This is a genomic window from Algimonas arctica (genome assembly GCF_014652695.1).
Classification (GTDB): Bacteria; Pseudomonadota; Alphaproteobacteria; order Caulobacterales; family Maricaulaceae; genus Litorimonas; species Litorimonas arctica.
Map to the genome: position 1 here is coordinate 83,905 of NZ_BMZH01000007.1, position 21,877 is coordinate 105,781.

Annotated in this window: 22 protein-coding genes and 1 riboswitch; of the genes, 7 read left to right on the forward strand and 15 right to left on the reverse strand. The window is 56.2% G+C overall.

The window, feature by feature from the left end; all coding sequences use genetic code 11:
• The first annotated feature begins 29 nt into the window (after positions 1 to 29).
• On the forward strand, positions 30 to 1,706 hold the full coding sequence (locus IE105_RS09660; protein WP_189497890.1) for a DUF8614 domain-containing protein: 1,677 nt from the start codon (positions 30 to 32) through the stop codon (positions 1,704 to 1,706).
• Positions 1,707 to 1,777: 71 nt separating this feature from the next.
• Here the strand turns inward: IE105_RS09660 and IE105_RS09665 are convergent, their stop codons facing one another.
• The 14 genes from IE105_RS09665 to IE105_RS09730 all read right to left on the reverse strand — a co-directional run bounded on the left by IE105_RS09665 (position 1,778) and on the right by IE105_RS09730 (position 18,377).
• Positions 1,778 to 1,933, reverse strand: a complete 156-nt coding sequence (locus tag IE105_RS09665; protein ID WP_189497892.1) for a hypothetical protein — start codon at positions 1,931 to 1,933, stop codon at positions 1,778 to 1,780.
• Positions 1,934 to 2,003: 70 nt separating this feature from the next.
• Positions 2,004 to 3,857 carry a DUF3604 domain-containing protein gene (locus tag IE105_RS09670; RefSeq protein WP_189497894.1) on the reverse strand — a complete coding sequence of 618 codons (1,854 nt, stop codon included), beginning with the start codon at positions 3,855 to 3,857 and terminating at the stop codon, positions 2,004 to 2,006.
• Positions 3,858 to 3,963: 106 nt separating this feature from the next.
• Positions 3,964 to 5,481, reverse strand: a complete 1,518-nt coding sequence (gene ilvA, locus IE105_RS09675) for a threonine ammonia-lyase, biosynthetic (RefSeq protein ID WP_189497896.1) — start codon at positions 5,479 to 5,481, stop codon at positions 3,964 to 3,966.
• Between the two features lie 2 nt (positions 5,482 to 5,483).
• The gene (gene leuB / locus IE105_RS09680; protein ID WP_189497898.1) at positions 5,484 to 6,551 is read right to left on the reverse strand and encodes a 3-isopropylmalate dehydrogenase; all 1,068 of its coding nucleotides are present in this window, start codon (positions 6,549 to 6,551) and stop codon (positions 5,484 to 5,486) included.
• Positions 6,548 to 7,132: a 3-isopropylmalate dehydratase small subunit gene (gene leuD / locus IE105_RS09685; RefSeq protein WP_189497900.1), complete on the reverse strand. Its 585-nt coding sequence runs from the start codon at positions 7,130 to 7,132 to the stop codon at positions 6,548 to 6,550. Before leuD ends, leuB begins: the two co-directional genes overlap by 4 nt.
• The gene (gene leuC / locus IE105_RS09690) at positions 7,129 to 8,526 is read right to left on the reverse strand and encodes a 3-isopropylmalate dehydratase large subunit (RefSeq protein ID WP_189497902.1); all 1,398 of its coding nucleotides are present in this window, start codon (positions 8,524 to 8,526) and stop codon (positions 7,129 to 7,131) included. The genes leuD and leuC overlap by 4 nt, the downstream gene beginning before the upstream one ends.
• A gap of 94 nt (positions 8,527 to 8,620) precedes the next feature.
• The gene (locus tag IE105_RS09695) at positions 8,621 to 10,168 is read right to left on the reverse strand and encodes a 2-isopropylmalate synthase (RefSeq protein WP_189497904.1); all 1,548 of its coding nucleotides are present in this window, start codon (positions 10,166 to 10,168) and stop codon (positions 8,621 to 8,623) included.
• Positions 10,165 to 10,467, reverse strand: coding sequence for an ACT domain-containing protein (locus IE105_RS09700; RefSeq protein WP_189497906.1), 303 nt, complete (start codon positions 10,465 to 10,467; stop codon positions 10,165 to 10,167). The genes IE105_RS09695 and IE105_RS09700 overlap by 4 nt, the downstream gene beginning before the upstream one ends.
• A 296-nt stretch (positions 10,468 to 10,763) precedes the next feature.
• Positions 10,764 to 12,485 carry an acetolactate synthase 2 catalytic subunit gene (ilvG, locus tag IE105_RS09705; protein WP_189497908.1) on the reverse strand — a complete coding sequence of 574 codons (1,722 nt, stop codon included), beginning with the start codon at positions 12,483 to 12,485 and terminating at the stop codon, positions 10,764 to 10,766.
• A 96-nt stretch (positions 12,486 to 12,581) separates the two neighbouring features.
• Positions 12,582 to 13,622, reverse strand: a complete 1,041-nt coding sequence (gene ilvC / locus IE105_RS09710) for a ketol-acid reductoisomerase (protein ID WP_267904673.1) — start codon at positions 13,620 to 13,622, stop codon at positions 12,582 to 12,584.
• A 6-nt stretch (positions 13,623 to 13,628) separates the two neighbouring features.
• Positions 13,629 to 15,299, reverse strand: coding sequence for a dihydroxy-acid dehydratase (locus IE105_RS09715; RefSeq protein ID WP_189497910.1), 1,671 nt, complete (start codon positions 15,297 to 15,299; stop codon positions 13,629 to 13,631).
• Between the two features lie 342 nt (positions 15,300 to 15,641).
• Entirely contained in the window at positions 15,642 to 16,775 is a 1,134-nt protein-coding gene (locus IE105_RS09720) for a trans-sulfuration enzyme family protein (protein WP_189497912.1), read from the reverse strand.
• The gene (metX, locus tag IE105_RS09725; protein WP_189497914.1) at positions 16,772 to 17,731 is read right to left on the reverse strand and encodes a homoserine O-succinyltransferase MetX; all 960 of its coding nucleotides are present in this window, start codon (positions 17,729 to 17,731) and stop codon (positions 16,772 to 16,774) included. Before metX ends, IE105_RS09720 begins: the two co-directional genes overlap by 4 nt.
• A gap of 80 nt (positions 17,732 to 17,811) precedes the next feature.
• A riboswitch (SAM riboswitch) is annotated at positions 17,812 to 17,935 on the reverse strand.
• A gap of 67 nt (positions 17,936 to 18,002) precedes the next feature.
• On the reverse strand, positions 18,003 to 18,377 hold the full coding sequence (locus IE105_RS09730) for a DUF983 domain-containing protein (RefSeq protein WP_189497916.1): 375 nt from the start codon (positions 18,375 to 18,377) through the stop codon (positions 18,003 to 18,005).
• A 232-nt stretch (positions 18,378 to 18,609) separates the two neighbouring features.
• Here IE105_RS09730 and IE105_RS09735 point away from each other — a divergent pair, with 232 nt between their 5' ends.
• Positions 18,610 to 18,993 carry a hypothetical protein gene (locus IE105_RS09735; protein ID WP_189497918.1) on the forward strand — a complete coding sequence of 128 codons (384 nt, stop codon included), beginning with the start codon at positions 18,610 to 18,612 and terminating at the stop codon, positions 18,991 to 18,993.
• Positions 18,994 to 19,092: 99 nt separating this feature from the next.
• Positions 19,093 to 19,527 (forward strand): DUF4112 domain-containing protein, encoded by a 435-nt coding sequence (locus IE105_RS09740; RefSeq protein WP_189497919.1) that lies wholly within the window; start codon positions 19,093 to 19,095, stop codon positions 19,525 to 19,527.
• A gap of 105 nt (positions 19,528 to 19,632) precedes the next feature.
• Here the strand turns inward: IE105_RS09740 and IE105_RS09745 are convergent, their stop codons facing one another.
• A complete protein-coding gene (locus IE105_RS09745) occupies positions 19,633 to 19,803 on the reverse strand; it encodes a PLD nuclease N-terminal domain-containing protein (protein WP_189497921.1) in 171 nt (56 codons plus the stop codon).
• Positions 19,804 to 20,248: 445 nt separating this feature from the next.
• On the opposite strand from IE105_RS09745, the gene IE105_RS09750 reads away from it, so the two are divergent.
• The 4 genes from IE105_RS09750 (at position 20,249) to IE105_RS09765 (ending at position 21,861) form a co-directional block, all read left to right on the forward strand.
• On the forward strand, positions 20,249 to 20,599 hold the full coding sequence (locus IE105_RS09750) for an ElaB/YgaM/YqjD family protein (RefSeq protein ID WP_189497923.1): 351 nt from the start codon (positions 20,249 to 20,251) through the stop codon (positions 20,597 to 20,599).
• 62 nt (positions 20,600 to 20,661) lie between these two features.
• The gene (locus IE105_RS09755) at positions 20,662 to 21,129 is read left to right on the forward strand and encodes a hypothetical protein (protein WP_189497925.1); all 468 of its coding nucleotides are present in this window, start codon (positions 20,662 to 20,664) and stop codon (positions 21,127 to 21,129) included.
• Positions 21,130 to 21,162: 33 nt separating this feature from the next.
• Entirely contained in the window at positions 21,163 to 21,318 is a 156-nt protein-coding gene (locus IE105_RS09760; RefSeq protein ID WP_189497927.1) for a hypothetical protein, read from the forward strand.
• 72 nt (positions 21,319 to 21,390) lie between these two features.
• The gene (locus tag IE105_RS09765) at positions 21,391 to 21,861 is read left to right on the forward strand and encodes a hypothetical protein (protein ID WP_189497929.1); all 471 of its coding nucleotides are present in this window, start codon (positions 21,391 to 21,393) and stop codon (positions 21,859 to 21,861) included.
• The last annotated feature ends 16 nt before the right edge of the window (positions 21,862 to 21,877 follow it).

The following is a 21,877-nucleotide window of genomic DNA, read 5'->3' on the forward strand; positions in this document are numbered from 1 at the left end:
ACGTCCCTTGATAAAAAAGGATATTTCAGATGAAACATTGGCTTCTATTTGCATCCGCGGCGGCTTTGGTCGCCTGTTCTGGCGGGTCCGACCCTGTCCAGCCTGACACTGAAGTTGCTGAGGTCGAAGCGGCCCCGTTTTATGACGTCAAAGGACAGTATGGGAAATTCGCTGAAATCCGTATAAAACCGGATACGGCGTTTCTCACAGATAGCGAACGCGCCGTCGTGAATAAGCTGATGCAGATTGGTCCGTTGCTGGACGATGTGTTCTTGCTGCAACGCAATGCTGAGAATGATGCGATCCGTCGCCGGGTTGCGGCGACCGGTGATCCGGACGCGCTTGCCATGTTCGACCTGCATTATGCCCATTGCGACGGGTTGGAAGATGATGCGCCTTTCGTTGACGGGTTGGACACCTGTCCTGTGGGGGGCGGTTTTTACCCGACTGATATGACGAAGGAAGAATTCGAAGCCCATTTGACGGCGAATCCATCCGACCGTCCGGCGTTCACATCGGGGTATACGGTCATTCGCCGGAATGCGGATGGCGGACTTTATGCCGTTCCTTATTCTGTGGAATATTCTGATTACTTGGACTCGGTTGTTCGCTTGATGCGTGAGGCCGCGGCCTTGTCCGAAGAGCCGACACTCAAGCGGTTCCTCACCTTGCGCGCCGATGCGTTTGAGAGCGACGATTACTTTGAATCCGAACTGGCGTGGATGGACCTCGAAGGCCCGATCGAAATTGCGGTGGGTCCTTACGAAGTCTATGATGACGGCCTGTTTGGTTATAAAACCGCCTATGAAATGTTCCTGACCCTCAAGGACCCTGAGGCGTCTGCCGCGCTGGATAAATACAAGGCCTATCTTCCGACAATGGAAGCGAACCTGCCGGTTGCAGACAGCTATAAGAACACCAGTCGCGGGTTTGAAAGCCCCATCGCCGTTGTCGATCAAATCAAAGGCGGAGGTGATAATTCTAACGGTGTGCAAACCATCGCCTTTAATTTGCCCAATGATGAACGTGTGCGCGAAGCGAAAGGGGCCAAGAAAGTCATCTTATCGAATGTCTTGGGCGCGAAATATGACCGCATTCTCGCGCCCATTGGCGAACGGGTTTTGGTGTCAGATCAAGCGGCACTGACGGCAAAAAAATGGATGAGCAATAATACGTTGTTCCACGAACTGTCCCACTCACTCGGCCCTGGCGTGATTACAGTCGACGGACGTGAGACAGAAGTGCGTCTGGAACTCAAGGACCTTTATTCCGGGATCGAAGAAGGCAAAGCGGACGTGATGGGCGCCTATAACATCCTTTATATGATGGATGAGGGTGAGCTGGATGCGGCCGACCGCAATGCATTTTTGGCGACTTACTTCACCGGAAAATTCCGCTCCATGCGTTTCGGTACGGGCGCGGCGCACGCCAAAGGGGCCGCCTATCAATATAGCTATTACCGCGAGGTTGGGGCCGTTGAATGGCTGCCTGAGCAAGAGCGATTCCGTATAGATTTTGACAAGCTGGCGCAGGCGATCTCTGATCTAACCGGCAAGGTTGTAATGTTGCAAGGTGACGGTAATTACGCCGCGGCGAAAGCCTTTATGGATAAATATGCTGTGTTGGACGCAGAAGCCGAGATCGTGCTCGGTAATCTGAACGATATTCCCTACGATATACGTCCGATCTATCCGAACGGCATCTAGTCACGCATTCGAGGCTATAAAAAAAGCCCCGCCGGGTTCCGGCGGGGCTTTTATTGTGTGAAATGGATCGCCTAATTGGTTTCGACGTCGATCCCGCTTTCGTTGACATCAATTGAGAAGTCAGGCTCGTTGCTTTCTTGAACCATAAAAAAGCCGACGGCGAGAACTGCGACGACAACAGCGCCGATGATGAAATAGAGCGGATTTCCGCCTGATTTATTGGCCATGAGAATTCTCCCTTACAATGACAGAGAGTAAACGCGGCGCTGCGACACTTTGTTCCCTTTTTGTGGGCTTTTAAGGTTTCACCCAGATCGCACTACTCCAGGCGCGGTCCTGAATAACGGATTCCATATCCGAGCTAGGCGGTGTTCCGGCGCGCACGGCGTCCCATGTGCTCCATCGACATTTAGGTCGTTCTAGCGCGCGAAGATAATAGGCTGCAGGCTGATCGGCGCTGGGGTTTGGGTCATTCCAAAGGGCTGATAATTCGCCGGACCCGACACCTTCTGATTGACACGATGAGAGGTCCACCTTGCCCGTCGGGAGATCGCAACGGTGTGTGTTGGGATCAATCCGGGCGTTGGCCGCGCAGGCGACATCGTAAATTTCCTCAGATCCATCCGCGCGCAGCGCGATGATTTGTAGCCGTTCAAGTGGTTCCCCCTCTGGATCGGCATAACCCATCGCCATGACAGTGCCCGCCGTGTCCCGCGTGGCGCCCATCGGGACGCCCGCCGCATAGGCGCGCTCCAACATATCCGCTGCCATGAGGTCACTCGGTGTGTAGTCGCCCATAAACATCCTCACTTTGAGGCGCGGGCCGGAGGTGGCGAAAGTTTCGCGCGCCCTCATGGCGTCAAAGATATCGGCGCGCGTATTGGCTTCCGCCCAGACACCCGCCAGTCCTGATGCGCCATATTGCGGCGCCGCGACGAGGTCATCTTCAACACGGGATTCCCCGGCCCAACCCGCTTTCTTGTCACTCGGGACAGAGCGGCGCATGTCATTATCCATATCGTGCGGAAATTTTCCGAAATGGTCTTTCTCAGACAAAGACGGCGCGCCGAGATGGGTGTCGGAACTGCCAATCACACCAAATTCGTATGGGTTGCCCAATCCGGCGACGTCCATTCCAAGACCTTGCGCCAAGGCGTTTCTGACGAAACTCCCGGGCACGACTGTGGAGGGCTCATTTGAGCCGATCAGGTTGCGATAGATCTCAAAATTTGCCCATTCATCATTGGGGGCGAGCTGTGGGTGTGTCTCTGATGTGCCTTTGACCTGTGTGATTTCGACAAGAGGTTCATTGCGAATACGCTGCACGACATAGGACGGGGTGAACGCCGACCCATCTGTCTGCGTTTGTGCAAACATCTGTCCGTTACTGGCGTTGCTATTGTGCGGGATGGATAAAAGCTCAAAGCCTTCGTCACGTTGCTGATCCATCCAGTCCCACAGGTCTTCTGGGTTCGGACTATCCAATGTGGTGAATAGACGGTCCGGTGCGCCATCTTTGAAAATCACATTCCGATGCAAATTGGCTGCCCCGAATTCAGTCACTTGGGTCATGGCCGTAAACTCATAACCAGCAAATGTTGTGAAGGTTCCAGGCGCATTGTGGCGTTCTGCTGCCGCGACCGTATCAGACCACACGCTGTCGATATGGGCGCGATCATAAATGTCTTCGATGGGGTCACCTTGGACAACAGACCTGCCAATACGCAGGAAGTTGGCGCGGCGATTTTGTGCGAATATGGCAAAAATAGACTTGGCTGTGGCTGTGTCTGACAGCGGATTCTTACGGTCTCGCATGGCTTTTACGACGCCTAAATATTCACCGTGATCTGTGACTGAATAAAAATCCAACGGCGGGCCGGACAGAGTGATCGGCGTGCCTGCGCCATTATCAATCGTGCGGCCGCGGGCAAAGGCGTAGGCGTCATCGGGGGACGCCCGTGTGCCAAAAATATAAGCGTCGAAGCTGTTTTCCGTATGGATGTGAAGATCACCAAACAACGCGACTTTTGTCGGGGTGCGAATGATCTCTGCGGCCGGCAGCGCGACAGGGGCCGGAGGCTCTACGGGCTGCTCCGCCGCGTTACATCCAGCCAGAGCTATTAAAGCCACGCCTAACATCAATCGTTTCATCGCACTCTCCCCTAATCACGCCATTATTTTTGTCGATCTTAGGGCGGAAAGGAGAGGAGGCAAAGCGGATCATGATCATATCAGCGCAATGATCTGGACCGGGAGCTTACAAGAACAGTTGTGTCGCCGGATTGTTCGTTTCATCCCAAAAAGGAAACCCAATTAGCGACAGGCTGTTTTCTAAGCCCTCTTTATCCCCACATGGGAGTTGGAACCCGCACAGAACATGGCCTTCGGCCGCACCGTGATTGCGGTAGTGAAACAGGCTGATGTTCCACCGCGCGTCTAACGCCGTGAGGAATTGGCCCAACGCACCGGGGCGTTCGGGGAATTCAACCCGGTAAATCGCTTCATCCTCGGCGCTATCGGATCGGCCCCCCCCCATATGGCGCAAGTGCCGTTTGGCCAAACGATCACCAGACAGATCGTGTGCGGTGACATTGGCGAGGCGTAAAGCCGCCATTACCGCATCGCGTTCCGAGCCCGATTTGATCTTCAAACCGACCAGAAGATGGGCGTGGCTGTTCGCTTGATAGCGGTAGGAAAATTCTGTCACCGCACGATTGCCGAGCGCCTCGACAAAAGCGCGAAACGCGCCGCGTTGCTCAGGGATGACCGCAGAGAATAACATTTCCTCGCCCGCGCCCAATTCGGCGCGCTCAACCACATGGCCGATCCGGTCGAAATTCACATTCGCGCCGGACACGGTGACGACGCAGTCGCCGTCGGGTGCGTTGCCGTCGGCGACATCGCGTTTTAATCCCGCTAACGCTAGCGCGCCGGCTGGTTCAACGACCGTACGCGTGAGTTCAAAGATATCGCGCACAGCGGCGGCAATCGCGTCGTTGCTGACGGTCACGCAGGCATCGACCACCTGCTCGCAAATGGCGAAGGTCAGCTGGCCGAAGGTCCGCACCGCGACTCCGTCGGCAAAACCGTCAACATGGGTCAGCGCGACAGGGTGTCCGGCGGCGCGTGCGGCTTTTAATGTCGCAGCCCCCATCGGCTCGACCGCGATGATCCGCGTTGCCGGCGAATGGACATGGGCATAGGCGCCGATGGAACTGACCAGTCCGCCGCCGCCTGTGCAGACATAGATCGCGGCAATGTCGCGCGGGGCGTCTTCGAAAATTTCTTTCGCGACCGTGCCTTGGCCCGCAATGACGTCAATTTCGTCAAAGGGGTGGATAAAGACCGCGCCGGAGTGTTCGGCATAGGCGAGCGCGGCGGCACAGGCATCATCATATGTGTCCCCGATCAACCGGGTTTTCGCGCCGTGGGATTGCACGGCGGCGACTTTAATCGACGGGGTCGTGACAGGCATAAAGATCACAGCTTCGACCCCATGATAGGCAGCGGCTTTGGCAACGCCCTGCGCGTGGTTGCCCGCGCTCGCGGCACACACACCGCGGGCTTTTTCTGCATCTTTAAGCGCTGACATACGGTTCGCGGCGCCTCGGATTTTAAACGAAAACACGTCCTGCAAATCTTCGCGTTTCAGCCAGACGTTCCGCCCTAAGTCTGCCGACAGTTTGGGGGCATATTGCAAGGGAGTTCGCGCGGCGAGTTCATAGACGCGGGCCGCGTCAATCCGCGCCGCGATATCGTGGAGATCCGGTTGCATAGTTATGCGGTGAGTCGTTGTGCGATGGCTGCGCCGACGTCGCTTGTCGACAAAGATCCGCCCAAATCACCCGTGACATCGCCAGCGACGAGCGCCGCTTCGACGGCGGATTCTATGGCTGTGGCCTCCGCGTCGAGACCAAACGACAGGCGCAACATCCACGCTGCAGAGAGGATCATGGCGAACGGGTTGGCTTTTCCTTGTCCCGCGATGTCGGGCGCGGACCCGTGGATGGGTTCATACATGCCCACGGTTTTTCCATCGTCGCGCGCGTCAGACAAAGACGCGGACGGGATGACACCCATGGACCCGCAGAGGACCGAGGCTTCATCTGTGAGGATATCACCAAACATGTTTTCAGTGAGGATGACATCGAAATGCGTGGGGCGTGTCAGCATGTGCATCGTCATCGCATCGACGAGCAGATGTTCGAGTTCGACCTCGGGATAGCGCGTGGCAACGCGTTCAACCGTTTCGCGCCACAGGCGGGACGTTTCCAATACATTGGATTTGTCGACGGACGTGACTTTTTTACGGCGTGTCATGGCCAGATCGAACGCTATGACAGCGATCCGTTCAACTTCGGGCTCAGAGTAGCGGCATTCATCAAAGGCCCCGTCCGCGTCGCGGCCTTTTTTGCCGAAATATATCCCGCCCGTCAGCTCGCGCATGACGACAAAATCTGTGCCTTCAAGTCGGTCACGTTTCAGCGGCGCGCGGTCGAGCAGGGCTTCGTAGGGTTTGCAGGGGCGGATATTGGCATAGAGGTTCAGGCGTTTGCGAAGCGGCAGGAGCGCGCCCAATTCGGGACGGTCCGCGCCCTTGAGATGATCCCATTTGGGACCCCCTACAGCGCCAAGCAAAACCGCACCTGTACGGTGGCAAGACCCAAAACTGACTTCCGGCAGGGGCTTTTCACCCGCATCAATGGCCGCGCCGCCAATAAGGTGGTCTTCAGCCTCCAGTGTATGGCCGAACTGTGCCGCCACAGCACTGAGCACGGCCAGCGCTGCTGCGCCAACTTCAGGGCCGATGCCGTCGCCGGGCAGGTAAGTGAAATTGATATTCATTTGGTCCGTGCCTCTTCATAGGCGGCAATCGCGCCCGCTTGTCCGTCTAAATAGCCGAGCTCATCCACACCTTCGATCAGGCAGTGGCGGGAGAAATCATCGACGTCGAACGTATAGGTTCCGCCGTTGCCGGGCAGGCGGACTTCGCGGTTTTTAAGGTCAACCGTCACGTCTGCACCCGGATGGTCGAGCAACCAGCGATGCGCGCCTTTGTCGATGACGATGGGAAGGAGGCCATTTTTTACGGCATTCGACCGGAAAATATCGGCAATTTCGCTGCTGATGACAACACGAAACCCGTAATCCGTGAGCGCCCACGGCGCATGTTCGCGGGAACTGCCACAGCCAAAATTATGCCCGCCCACGAGGATTTTCGAGGCTTGGGCTTCGGGCGTGTTGAGCAAGTGATCGGTCGGGCTGCCGTCTTCATTCCAGCGCCAATCATTAAACGCGTGCGGGCCAAGCCCATCGCGAGAGGTAACGGATAAAAATCGCGCCGGAATAATTTGGTCCGTATCAATGTTCTCAGCCGGAAGCACGACCGTGCGCGACGTCAGCGTGGTGAGAGGCGCGTTACTCATGATCCTAATCCTGCGACACTCGTGACCACGCCGGCCACCGCACTGGCGGCGGCGGTTTCGGGGCTGGCTAGAACAGTCCGCGCACCGGGGCCTTGCCGTCCGGCGAAGTTTCTATTGCTGGTGCTGACGACCAGCTCGCCCGGCGCAGCCTTGTCGCCATTCATCGCGATACACATGGAACAGCCCGGCTCGCGCCATTCTGCGCCCGCCGCGATGATGATGGCGTCGAGCCCTTCAGCTTCGGCTTCGGCCTTGACCATTTCGGACCCCGGCACGACGATCATGCGCACGCCTTTGGCGACCTGACGGCCCGAGAGCACGTTGGCAGCCGCGCGCATGTCTTCCAAACGACCATTGGTGCAGGACCCGACAAAGACGCGGTTGACGGTTTGATTGGCCATCGTTTGGCCGGCCTTGACTTGCATATAATCCAGCGCTTTCGCGTCGGCGTCATTGGTTGAGGTCGGGATAATCGCATCAATCGGTGCCGCCATGCCGGGATGGGTGCCATAGGTCGCCATCGGACGGATTTTAGACGCGTCCATGCGAACGACCTTGTCGAACGTGGCGCCGTCGTCTGTCCTCAATTCACGCCAGCCTTCGACGACGGCGTCAAAGTCCCCGTTGTCATCAGAAGGCGCATGCGGACGGCCGCGTAAATATTCAAATGTTGTGTCGTCCGGCGCAATCAAGCCGCAGCGCGCGCCCGCCTCAATGCTCATATTACACACGGTCATCCGGCCCGACATGCCCATCTGCGTGAACACGTCGCCGCGATATTCCAGCGCGTAGCCCGTGCCGCCACCAATGCCGATCTCGGCAATAATCGCGAGGATCACATCTTTGGGTGTCACGCCTTCGGCCAGCTCGCCGGACAGCTCAATCGCCATCGTCTTGGGCTTGCGCATCAGCAAACATTGCGTCGCCAGCACATGGCCGACCTGCGTCGTTCCGATGCCAAACGCAATTGCGCCAAACGCGCCGTGTGTGCTGGTGTGGCTGTCGCCACAGACAATCGTCATGCCCGGCTGTACCGCGCCGAGCTCAGGCCCCATGACATGGACGACGCCGCGGTGGGCGCTATCCCAGCCATGGGTTTCGATCCCGTGTTCTGCCGCGTTGGACAGCAAGGTCGCGACCTGTGTTCGGGCCTGTTCATTGACATAAAGCGGTTCGCCGTCCGGGTCTTTCAACGTCGGCGTGGAATGGTCAATGGTGGCCAGTGTCCGGTCGGGACGACGGACTTTCAACTCCCGCTCGCGCAGCACGGTAAACGCTTGCGGGGAGGTGACTTCGTGGATCAGGTGCAGGTCGATATAAAGCGTCGCCGGATTCGCCGCGCGCTCCGCCGTGACGACATGCGAGTCCCAGATTTTATCGAAGAGGGTTTTCATTCTCTTGTTCCCGGCATTTTTTGCCGGGACCTCCCTCGGCTTGGTTGTATTCTGATAAAGACCCCGGCCATAAAGGCCGGGGACAGGTTTATTTTCAATGCTGCGCCGCAATCGAGCCCGTACGCACGGCACGCCGCTCGATCCGGTTGATCACGTCGAGCCACGCCAGCGCGCTGGCCAGCACGGTATCTGTGCTTGCGCCGCGACCTTGATAGCTCTCGAACTCTGTGGCCACGCGCACGGTGGCTTCCGCCATTGCGTCTTCGCCACCGGAGACGGAATTGACGCTGTAATGCTCTAGCTCCATCGGCGTGTCGGTGATTTGGCTGATGGCATCAAAAACCGCGTTCATCGGGCCGAGCATTTCGGAGACATGTTGCTGCGTTCGGCCATCTTCATGGCGCAAGGAGACTGTCGCTTTGGGGATGCGGTTTTCGTCTGACCCAGCCGAAACATAAAGGCTTTCGATCTCCCACGGACCCGCTTGGCCAACGGCCTCGCCGAGCACCAAGGCTTCGATATCGCTATCGAACACTTCCTTCTTCGCGTCGGCCAATTCTTTGAACGAGACGAAGACGGATTGCAGCTGATTATCCGACAGGGTGAAGCCGAGCTTTTCCGCGCGATTGCGCAGCGCCGCGCGGCCCGAATGTTTACCGAGCACGAGGTTGTCGGTGGAGACGCCGACATGTTCGGGCTTCATGATCTCGTAAGTTTCACGGTTGGCCAGCACGCCATGTTGGTGAATACCGCTCTCATGCGCGAAGGCGTTTTTGCCGACGATGGCTTTGTTACGCGGCACGGCGTTGCCGGTAATCGCGGCGAGGAGTTTCGACGCGCCGTAGAGCCCTTCGGTGCGGATATTTGTGTCCATACCAAAGAAATCTTTGCGCGTGCGCAGCGCCATGACGACTTCTTCTAACGCACAATTGCCCGCGCGTTCGCCGATCCCGTTGAGCGCGCATTCGACTTGGCGCGCGCCGCCGCGAATGGCGGCGAGCGAGTTGGCCACGGCGAGACCCAGATCATCATGGCAATGGGCCGACCATGTCACGCCGTCCGCGCCGTCAACTTCTGTCGTCAGGAAGCGGAACAGGTCTTCGATTTCTTCGGGCGTGGTGTAGCCGACTGTGTCGGGCATATTGATCGTGGTCGCGCCCGCACGGATCACGGCTTCGCAGACGCGTTTCATATAATCGCGCTCGGTCCGGATCGCGTCTTCACAGGAAAACTCGACGTCATCTGTATATTGGCGCGCGAGTTCAACCCCGGCGACGGCGCGGCGGACAATCTCGTCCTTGTCCATCTTGAGCTTAAATTCGCGGTGCAGCGGGGAGGTCGCGATGAACGTGTGAATGCGGCCGTGTTTGGCTGGCTTAATCGCTTCACCCGACGCGCGGATGTCGCCATCATTGCAGCGTGCGAGCGAACAGACGGTCACGTCTTTGACCATCTCCGCGATGGCGCGGATGCCCTCGAAATCGCCGGGCGAGGCGGCAGCAAAGCCCGCCTCAATCACGTCAACGCGCAAGCCTTCCAGCGCTTCCGCCATGGCGAGCTTTTGGCCCGACGACATAGAAAAGCCCGGCGCCTGCTCGCCGTCGCGCAGGGTGGTGTCGAAGATTTTGACGAAGTTGGTCATGCCCGCTCCGCCCGTTTCCGACGCCCGACCTTTTCCGCGCTAACGACATTATAAAGCCGTTCCAACTGTTTGCAGAGAATGTCCAAATTACGCGGTCCGCCAATGTCCTCGATCCGCACGAGCAGGTCGAAATCACCGTCCACGCGCTGGGTGCAATGCACGTCGCGGTAATCATATCCGCGCCGCTCAATTGTGCCGAGCGTACGCAGCAAGGTGCCGGACACATCATGCAGCACAATTTTGAGTGTCCCGCCGACACCGGAGGACTCGAAAGTTTTATCGCGTTGGAGTTCAGTCATGGTCGTTTGTTCCAGCATTGCGAGCACTAAGAAAAATATCTCTAATAACCTCACCCAAAGCGGGTGCTTTCGGCGATCGGGCCAAACGCGCTAAGACAATGGCGATTGTCCCAAGTATCAAGCCTTCAAGGAGGTAACCTAACGACGAGAAAAAAATGAACATGAGTTCCATCATTGGGTTTGACGCGGTGTCGAAGCGTGGCCCTGTGTTGAACAGGCTCAATGTTATCCAAGCGACAGTAAAAACTATCAGCGCCCACCCAAGTGTTTCGAGGATATAACTAGGTCTGCGCATTCTACCGTTCCATCATATCGGCGTTGGACCGACCCGGTGGCACCAATGGCCAGACATTCTCACCCGGATCGATTTTGACGTGCATGAGGACGGGTCCGTCTGTGCTGAGCAGGCGGTCTATGCCGGCATCGACCTCGTCGCGCGTGTTGACGGTAAACGCGTCGATTTGGAAGGCGCGGGCGAGCAAAGCGAAATCGGGATTGTCGTCCAGCGTTGTTTCGGAATAATTCTTATCAAAGAACACTTCCTGCCACTGACGCACCATGCCGAGCACGGAATTATCCAGCAGCACGATCTTCAGCGGAATATTGTAGCGGTTGAGCGTGGCCAGTTCTTGAATATTCATCATGATCGAGCCGTCACCGGTCACGGTGATGACGGTGCGGTCTGGCGTGCCCAGTTTTGCGCCGAGGCCCGCAGGAATACCAAAGCCCATCGTGCCGAGGCCGCCAGACGTGATGTGATCTTTCGGATCGTCGAAATAGCAATGTTGCGCGACCCACATTTGGTGCTGGCCGACGTCGCAGGTGAAGATGGCACTGTCCGGCGCGCGGCGGGACAGATCGTGCAGCAGCTTCGGCGCATAGACGAATTCGCCCGGTGCGTCGTAATCCCACTCATGCATGGCGCGGCGCGAATAGCATAGCTCGGTCCAGTCGCTGATATTCGGCGCGGCGCCACCGTCAAATGGATCCAGCGCGGCGAGGTTCTTTTTAAGGCTGCCGTCGAGCCCGACATTAACGGCGCGGAGTTTATTAATTTCCGCAATATCAATATCCATATGAATGACTTTGGCCTCTGGGGCGAACGTGTCGAGCTTGCCTGTCGCGCGGTCATCAAATCGTGCGCCCGCCACAATCAGAAGGTCGCATTCCTGCACCGCATAATTCGCGGCGCGAAGCCCGTGCATGCCCAGCATGCCGAGATAATTTGGGTGATCAGACGGCAAGGAGCCGAGGCCCTTCAATGTCGAAACAACTGGAATTTGTGTGCGCTCGACGAGTTCGCGGAGTTCCGTCACGCCGTCGCCCTGCGCAATGCCGCCACCGATATAAAACAGCGGTTTCTTCGCCGCGCGCATCAAGGCTTCGGCCGCCGCAATATCTTGGCTCTGGCCCATTTCGGGCTTCACCTTTGGGTAGGGCCGCCAGCGGTGACGTTCCGTCGTGACCGCATTTGCGACGTCTTTGGGTAAGTCGATCAGAACCGGGCCGGGCCGGCCTTCGGCGGCGATAAAATAGGCTTCGGCGACCATGCCGGGAAGGTCCGCCGGGTCCCGCGCGATATAGCTGTGTTTGACGATGGGCATGGTGATGCCGACGATATCGACTTCTTGGAACGCGTCTGTGCCCATCAAATCGGACGGGACTTGCCCCGTGATGAACACGACGGGCACACTATCCAAATAGGCATCCGCAATCGCGGTCACGAGGTTCGTCGCGCCGGGACCGGACGTAGCCAGTGCCGTGCCGACTTTGCCTGTCGCGCGCGCATAGCCAATCGCGGCCATGCCACAGCCTTGTTCATGACGGCAGAGAATATGCGTCAGCGACGTGCGGGGTAGCACGTCATAGACGGGCATAATCGCGCCGCCCGGATAACCGAAAATAATATCGACGCCTTGGGCTTCGATCGCTTCGAGCAGGAGCAGCGCCCCCGTTTTCGGGTCCCGGTTTTCGAAGACTTCGGTCTGTTGCTTAGTGAACTGTGTGGCTGTGGTCATGAGTAATGCTGTCCCCGGCATTGATTGCCGAGGTCTCCCTCGACAACACGCCATCCCGATAAAAATCCCGACCATAAAAGGCCGGGACCGGGTGAGTTAGTTCTTATCCTTGTCGATGATCTTATTCGCGGCGATCCACGGCATCATGCCACGAAGTTCACCGCCAATTTGTTCGATCTGGTGCTCGGCCATATTGCGGCGACGGGCGGTCATAGACGGGTAGCCCATCGCGCCTTCCATGATGAAGTTCTTGGCGTAAGTGCCGTCCTGAATCTCTTTCAGGCATTTACGCATGGCGGCGCGGGAGCTGTCGTTCACGACCGCTTCGCCCGTCACATATTCACCGAATTCCGCATTGTTGGAGATCGAGTAATTCATGTTGGCAATGCCGCCTTCATAGATCAAATCGACGATCAATTTGGTTTCGTGCAAACATTCGAAATAGGCCAGCTCTGGCGGATAGCCCGCTTCGGTCAGCGTCTCGAAACCCATTTTGATCAGCTCGACAATGCCGCCGCAAAGCACGGCCTGTTCACCAAACAAATCGGTTTCCGTCTCGTCCTTGAACGTCGTGTAGATGATCGCTGTGCGCCCGCCGCCGATGGCCGACGCGTAAGACTTGGCGATTTCTAGCGCCGCGCCGCCATTGGCGTCTTGGGCCACAGCGATAAGGTCAGGAATACCGCGGCCTTGTGTGAACTCATTGCGAACCGTGTGGCCCGGCGCTTTCGGCGCGATCATGATGACGTCGAGGTCCCGGCGGGCGACGACTTGGCCGTAATGGACGGCAAAGCCGTGACCGAAGGCCAGTGTTGCGCCTTCTTTGATATTGGGTTCAATATCGTCGCGATAAATTTTTGCCTGCCACTCATCCGGGGTCAGAACCATGACGACGTCTGCACCTTTGACTGCGTCCGCCGTGGCGAGGCTCTCAAGCCCATCGGATTTGACTTTTTTGTTCGTCGCGGATGTCGTCTTCAACCCGACAACCACATCAACGCCGCTATCTTTGAGGTTCAGCGCATGGGCGCGACCCTGACTGCCATAGCCGAGCACAGCAACGCGTTTGCCTTTAATGATGTCCAGATCGCAGTCTGCGTCGTAGAAAATCTCGATTTTATTCGGTTGGGAGCTCATGGGGGCTTAGTCCTGTTGGAAGGGGAAAGAGGTGACTGCGCCTTTGGACGCAGAGCCGACGAGGGCGGCAAATTTGGCGTAGGCACCGACAGTGTCGCGCGGCAGGGACGGGGTCCAGCCTTCCGCGCGGACTTTGAGGTCGGCATCAACATTGATGGTTTGGGCTTCGACATCGATGGTGATGAGGTCGCCGTCTTGGACAAAAGCAATCGGGCCGCCATGCGCCGCTTCGGGGGCGACGTGACCGATGACAAAGCCGTAGCTCGCACCGGAAAAACGACCGTCCGTGATGAGCGCCACGTGATCGGCGAGATCTTGGCCGACGAGGGCGGCTGTCACGCCGAGCATTTCGCGCATACCCGGTCCGCCGCGCGGGCCTTCATTGCGGATAATCACGACGTCGCCTTTGTGAATGCCGTTGTTTTGCACGACCTCGAAACAGGCTTCTTCGCTCTCGAAGACGCGCGCGCGGCCTTCAAAATTAAGCGCGCCGTGACCGGCCAGTTTGACGACACAGCCTTCAGGGGCCAAATCGCCATACAAAATGCCGTAACCGCCGCGTGATTTCACCGGATCATTGAATTCGCGCACGACATCTTGTCCGTCCGTTTCATGACTGTCCGCGATTTCTTCAAACAGGGACCGTCCGGTCACAGTCGGTTGATCGACAATGCGCCCGTCGGCGACGAGTTTTTGTCCAATTAGGCCCGATCCGCCTGCCGAATACAGGTCATAGGCCATATATTTTCCGCCGGGCTTGAGGTCGCCAATAACGGGCGTTGTCCGGCTGACATGATCGAACGCGTCGATATTAAACTCCGTGATGCCAGCTTCTGACGCGATGGCGAGCAAATGCAAAATGGCGTTTGTCGACGCCGCTGTCGCGGATAACGCGATGGCGGCATTCATCAGGCTCTGTTGGGTAATCATCTGGCGCGGTTCACGGTTGTGCGTCACGCAATCGACGACACAGACGCCCGCGTCATAGGCGGAGCGGTTTTTATCCTCGTGGACGGCGGGAATATCGTTTGTGCCCATCGGCGACAGACCGAGGAACGTCATCGCCATCGCCATACTATTGGCTGTAAATTGGCCGCCGCAGGCCCCAGCGCCGGGGCAGGCGGCTTTTTCAATGTCTTTAAGCTCGTCTTCGTCGATGATGCCGGCCGCGCAGGCGCCGACGGCTTCGAACACATCCTGAACGGAGAGGTCTTTGCCATTATGATGGCCGGGCATGATAGAGCCGCCGTAAAGAACAACGCCGGGCACGTTCATTCGTGCGAGTGCCATGCCCGCGGCTGGAATGGTTTTGTCGCAGCCGACAAGGATGATGACGCCGTCCAACGAATGACCGCGCACGGCCAGTTCAATCGAATCGCAAATGACTTCACGCGACATCAGGCTGGCGCGCATCCCGTCGCTGCCCATTGTGATACCGTCAGACACGGCGATGGAATTAAAATCGACGGGTGTGCCGCCCGCCGCGCGGATGCCCGCGCGGACTGGCACAGCCAGTTTGTCCAAGTTCATGTTGCAGGGACCCATATTGGTCCACGTATTGAAGACCGCGATAATCGGGCCTTCGAAACTTTCGTCTGTCATGCCGGAGGCACGCAGCATCGCGCGGGCCGCGCTGCGATCTCGTCCAGTGACAATTGCGTCTGAGCGTTTGCTCATCGTCTTCCCTTTCGCCACTGCCGTGGCCATCGTCTCCTTGCTTAGAAACAGCGTTATCGAAGCAATAAAAAACCCGCCTTGGTGGGGCGGGTTGCTTGCTGGCGTTTAAATTTGCCTACAACCCGTTCACAACCCCAAGAAGGAGCACAATAAGACCAACGACTAGGACAAGCTCAACATTCGTGCTGGCAGCACGTGATTTGACCTTCACTTTAGGCTCATGTTTTTCGAACGGGTTCATAGGTCCCTTAAATCGTAAACGGGGCTTGCCCTCAAGAGGAAAATTTACCTTAGGATTGCGAATGTCGGTGGGTATAATGTCATAACATGCCCCGGATACGACTAAATTGAGGCAAGGGCTGCCTTGAGTGCATTAATGAGGTCCTCTGTGGCCTCAATTCCGGTTGAAACACGGATCAGCGTTTCATCGAGGCCTGCTTCGGCTCTCGCTTCCGCTGACATCCCGCGATGCGTCATGGTGGCAGGCTGACAGATGAGGCTTTCAACGCCGCCGAGCGAGGCGGCTAAGCGAAACAGGGTGATCTCCCGCAATAATGTCGCCGCCGCGTCCGCGCCGCCTGTGACGCAAAAGGATAGCATGGCGCCCGGACCGGATTGCTGTTGCAGGGCCAAGCCCGCGTCTGGATAATAAACCTGCGTGACACGGTCGTGGGCGCGCAGACACGCTACAATGGCTTTGGCGTTCGCTTCAGCTGCATTGACGCGCAGGGCCAAGGTCCGCAGCCCGCGCAGAGTCTGGTAGCTATCAAAGGGTGATCCGGTCAGGCCCGCCGCATTGGCCCACCAGGCTAGTTGTTCCGCCAGCTCTTCCGTCTTCGCCACCACGACACCGCCGACCACATCACTATGGCCGTTGAGATATTTTGTCGTCGATTGCAGCGCCATATCCGCGCCAAGCGCAAGCGGTTGCTGACGCAGGGGCGACAGGAACGTGTTGTCCACGACGGATAGCGCCCCGGCGGCGCGCGCCATATCGCAAAGGGCGGCGACGTCCGTCAGGCGCATCAGCGGATTGCTCGGTGTTTCGATGAGGATCATCGCCGTTTCGGGCGTGACCTGGGCTTGAACAGCGTCTAAGTTGCCTTGATCAATGAAATCGACGCGGATTTGTCCTTGCTGATGCCGGGCTGACAGCAAACGGTGTGTGCCGCCATAACAATCATGCGGAGCGATCATATGTGCGCCTGCGGGTAGCAGGTTCAGCACCAGATCAATCGCGGCCATGCCCGAACTGGTCACAACCGCCCCCGCCCCGCCATCGAGTTCTGCGAGCGCATTGGCAAGCAGGTCGCGGTTGGGATTATTCGTCCGACCATAATCATACGGTCCTTTGGATTCCACATTCGGTTCCGGCCACACATAGGTGGATGACATATAAAGCGGCGGCACAACCGCGCCGTAAGCGGGATCCCAGCCAATGCCGGATTGCACGAGTTTTGTCGCGGGTGAGGTCATGACAAAGCATCCTTCATGAACGTCGTGAGGCGGGGCTCCATGGCGTCATACTCTTTTAAGAACGCGTCATGGCCGTAAAGGCTGGTGAAGGTGTAAAGCTCGCTCGGACCGGACAGTCGGTCGCGCAATTCGCGCATGTCGGGCAAGGGGGCGAGCTGGTCAGAGATGGCGGTCATCAGCAGTGTGGGAGTGCGGATGGCTTCGGGTTCAATCCGGTGCAAGTCGATGGATTCAGACAGCGCGAGGAAGCGCGCGGCATCCATACTGGCAGCAAAGGCATCGCCACGCGCGCCGAGATAGTCGCATATATCAAAGCTGGCAGGATTTGACCGAGTTTCATCAAGGGCGAACCGATCGGCGAATTCTTCTGGCGTGCGATAGGTCGTCATCGCGAGTTCACGCGCAAGCTTTAGGCCCTGATCCGGGCGTCCCGCCTCAAGTCCCAGCCGGACAATCCGGCGTTGAATGCCGCGCCAGCCGACACCGATCGGATAGGGTTTATGCGCTGCGCCGATGACACAGAGGTTTTGAACCGCGTCAGGGTAATCGCGTGCAAAAGCGAGGCTGCACATGCCGCCGTAAGAACTGCCGATCAGGGCTGTCACGGCGCCTAGATTATGGGCGTCGATGAGCGCTTTGAGGCGCTTGGCTTGGTCCGTTGTTGTGATCGTCTCGGGGCATTGCTCTCCCCCTGCATGCGGCGCGAAATCAAGACCCAATACGCGAACGTGATCGAGATCAACGGCGCCGCCACGGCGCACTAATCGTGACCACCACCCTCTTTTTCTCACGGGATCATCGGCCACATGTCGGGTCGCGGAAATACCGCCGAGCACGATGACCAAAGGGGCATCATCAGGACCATAAAGACGCCCGCGCACGGTATCACCCTGCATCTCGCAGGCACGCTCCAGCGTCCAATCGCCGAGGTCTGTTTTGATGTCGTGACCTTGCACGGTCCACCTTTCTTGTTGGGCCAAGCATGCAGGTCATGGAAATGGGAGGGTCACCGCCTCGTCTAAACGAAGGCGGTGCTCTCTCATCTTCCGGGAAACCCGCAGGACTTGGCACCTGATGCGACGAAATCGTCGCCGGTTGCCCCGGAGGTCGCCCTCAAATTGAGGATCGGGCCTTGTCCCTCACTCCGGTCTTGATGAGTGAGGGGGCTATGCCGAGCGCGCGCTATGAGGTCAAGCCACAGCGTATTCGAAGCGTTTATTAAAGGCTTCAACCGGAAGTCGGCGCGCCTTTGGCCCAAATGATGGCCATAAATAACCCCTTCATCGGTTGCAGCAACGCGATGCAAAGCGCTGTGAGCAGCAGGCAAATGACCGTTATGGAGGCCCATGTTGGAATATCTGTTTTAAACACGACCCAATGAAATACGGGCGCGGTCAAATGCCCAGCGAGTAGCATAGAGGCCCATGCCGGACCGTCATCGGCGCGCACTTCGCCCCAGTTGACGCCGCAGTTTGGGCAATACTCAACGGGTTTGAGAAAGGCGCGGAAGAGTTTGGCGTCGCCGCAATTCGGGCATTTCATCATCAAGCCACGTTTAATCTTCGGCTTGAGGGCACCAGTCGGTTGAGGTCCTTTTATCATGGTGGGCAGATAGGGGGTTTTGCAGCGGCTGCCAACACTGCGGAGCCGACGAAAGCGGGAGTAAGGGTGCGGCATAAGCAGCGCAAATTTAGCTTGAGAGGCGGGGGTCTCGTCGCCCTTCACACAGGTGTTATCGTGCGGCGACGCTAGTCACTGGTTTTTTTGTGCGGAACCAGATATGGTTAACAGGCGTTTATACATTGAAACGCCCGTATATCCGCAGGAGGACACGATGAACATATTTTTGAAAATAACACTCGGCCTATCAACAGCCGCAGTTTTCGCCACAACCGCACACGCGGAAGAAATGAAGCCAGCCGAAATGACGAAGACAGTGGTTGCGACACAGACTGTCAAAACGATCGATGCGGATAATCAAGTCAGTCAACTAACGCTCGTTCGGATGAGCGAAGATAGCCAAGCTGTCCTCGGTGCGTTTGAGCAGCAAAATACGGATGCCTACATTGTGCAAAACAATAATGGCGATCTGTATATCAACCACTTGGTGCCAATCGAAGACCTGCCAGATCCGGCTTTGACCGTTGACGTCGTCGATACGTATGAAATTACCTATCGCGGTGTCACCTACACGAACAAAGTTATTGGCGAACAATAATCGCGGCGACATTGCCGTCTATGAATAAGGCGGGCCCATTGCGGCCCGTTTTTTTGTGGGTGAACAAGGGTAGGGGCTCACATGATGAAAGACGATAGTATGACTAACATTCCTGCGCTCTCCGAGAAGCAAGACGCGCTGTTAGCGCAGCATGCGGTAGAGCAGGCGCAACTGGCGCGCGTGGAATCGCTCGCGCGCACTATGGATGCGGCGTTTATGATTCCGGGCACGAAAATTCCGCTCGGTGTCGACACGATTGTCGGTCTGGTTCCGGGTATTGGCGACACGGTGAGTTTGGGAATTGCGGCCTATATTGCGAGTCATGGTATTGGTCTGAAGGCCAAGAAACATCACATGATCCGAATGGGGTGGAATATATTTTTGGACTGGTTGATCGGGTTAGTGCCTGTGATCGGCGATATTCTCGATATTGGCTGGCGCGGCAATCTTCGCAATGCCGCTCTACTCCGCCGGATTTCGGAGGATCGTTGGGTCAAAGAGCGCGCTGATGTTGGAATTATCGATCACGTTTGATGCGGTTTACATGAGAGACATAAAAAAAACCCGCCATCAGTGATGGCGGGTTTTCTATTCGGGACGCGTGCGCTCAGAAACCGGCTTGGCCTCCGAGACGCAAAGTTATTTGGCTTTGGGGCCGATAAAGAACCAAAGGATCAATCCAATAACGTTGAAGAATAGTAAGCCGAGAGTCCAAAGAACTTTTGCCGTTGTGGACTCACTGGATTGCCAAACATTGATAATCGCCCAGATGACGAGGACGAGAACGATGAGACCTAAGAGATACTCCATTGAATTTTCCTTTAATGTTGGTTTTGAACACGCATACCCTTGCACAACGCCCATAGTGCGTCAGCGTTCCAAAACTATTTGTCTTGGGCGGCGGAGTATTGAACATGAAAAAGCCCGAGCGCCGTGCAGGGGAATGGACGGGCCCGGGCCTTTGAAGCATCAGGACGAAGGGGAGGGTCCAGACGCTTAAGTCACTTATGTAATAGATACGCCCCACACGGACTTTCGGTTCCGGAAAAAATTAAAGTTTCAACGGATTTAAAATTGCTGAAACCTGAGGATGTGCCAGGCGCGGATCCGTTCTCAGAGACGCAGGATCAAACAGTCGGACGATATGCATTCACTGCGACACCGCTGGAACAAAACGGCGTTTGAGGTCGTTGCTCTTATGAATGCACATCATTCAGGTGTGTTAGAATGACAATTTTTAGAAAAGGGTTCCACCATGGCGACTATCAAAACAACAACGGATAAACCGACAAAAAAAGGTGCAACTATTGCGGCAACGAAAAGCGATAATGTTGTCCCGCTGACAAGTGACATTTCCAGTCAAATTGACACTTTGCGAAATGATATCAAGCTGCTCGCCAAAACGGTCAAAGAGCAGGCCCTGAGTAAAGTTGAAAGCCGGACTGACACAGCCAAAACGGTTGCAATCGACCAGAAAGACGCGGCCGTCGCAAAATATGAAGAACTGTCGACGAAAGCTGAAACGCAAATTCGTGAAAAGCCGCTCACATCTATGGCCATCGCCGTCGGTGCCGGCATTGTGTTGAGCGCGCTCTTACGCAAGTAATCGCCCCTCATACTTCAAAACCCGGCGTTCGCGCCGGGTTTTACATTTAGAAAGGCGGCGCAATGCTGAAATACGCAACATTTATTGTCCCAATGCTCTTAAGGTTGGGCAATACATCGAGTTCCGCAAAAGACGTACAAAGTCAAATCGGTGTTCTTGCACTGATGAGTGTCGCAATCACCTTCTTTTTGGCCGCTGTTTTCACATGGGTCGCAAAGACATATAGTTTGGATATTGCCTTCTTGGTGATAGCTTTAATTTTAGCGGCCGCCGCGATTGTTTTATCACTTAAGCGCCGTATCGCAAAAGCATCGGCTCTCCAGGACACGATAGATCGAGACGCCAAACTAAAAGGTGTGCTCGCGGCGAAAGCGGACCCGTTATCTGAATATATACCCGATGAAATTTTGACACATCCGGTTGTCCAGAAAGTACTGGCACAAATTGAAGATAGGCCATTCTTGGCCGCTTTGGTTGCCGTCGTGTTGGGTATGATCGTCTCAAATCAGCTTTTGGATAATTCGGAATAGAACACATTAGTCATAACGATCGAAAGGACTGATATGACCGACAAACACACTGATAACCATCCCGCAGACCTTGACCATGTTGAGGCTCAGGGCGCGCAAAGTTCGCCTAAATTTTGGTGGATGTTCATCGCCTCAACAGGTCTCGTTATTATTGCCATGATCGCAATTTTTGCATTTGCTACGGCTTAACCTAACCTACTGAAAAAACGTGAAATTCATCAACGTCCGGAACTTTTTATGAGGTTCGGGCGTTTTTTTTATATGGAACATACAAACAACAAATGGATTAAAGCGCTTATATTTACCACCGCAACCTGTGCGCTCGCGCTCTCCCCAGCTGTAGCAAACGGCAATGATAAACAATCAGCGGACACTCATGAGGTTACTCAAGGAGACGCGCAGATTTGGATATATGAAAAAAAAGCCGTGACCGAGCGGGCGCAGCTCATTAGAATTGACGAGACACAGCCACACCTTGTCATGCCTCTCAATACACGTTTTGATCTCGTCGATACAACCACGACGCTCCGAACCGGGTCCCGTGACTATAGCCAAGGTGTAGATCTGCGTACGTTTGATCTCATCGAAGATAGTCCGATCTTTATCGGGGCAAAGGGCGCGTCCGAGTTTGATACGCGCGATGCGCAATATGACACCGGGGGTTTCCCTAAAACGTTTGATATTGATCCGCTCTATACGATCGCCGGTGCTGGGGTTTCGACCTCGTTTTAAACCGACGACTGTTTAG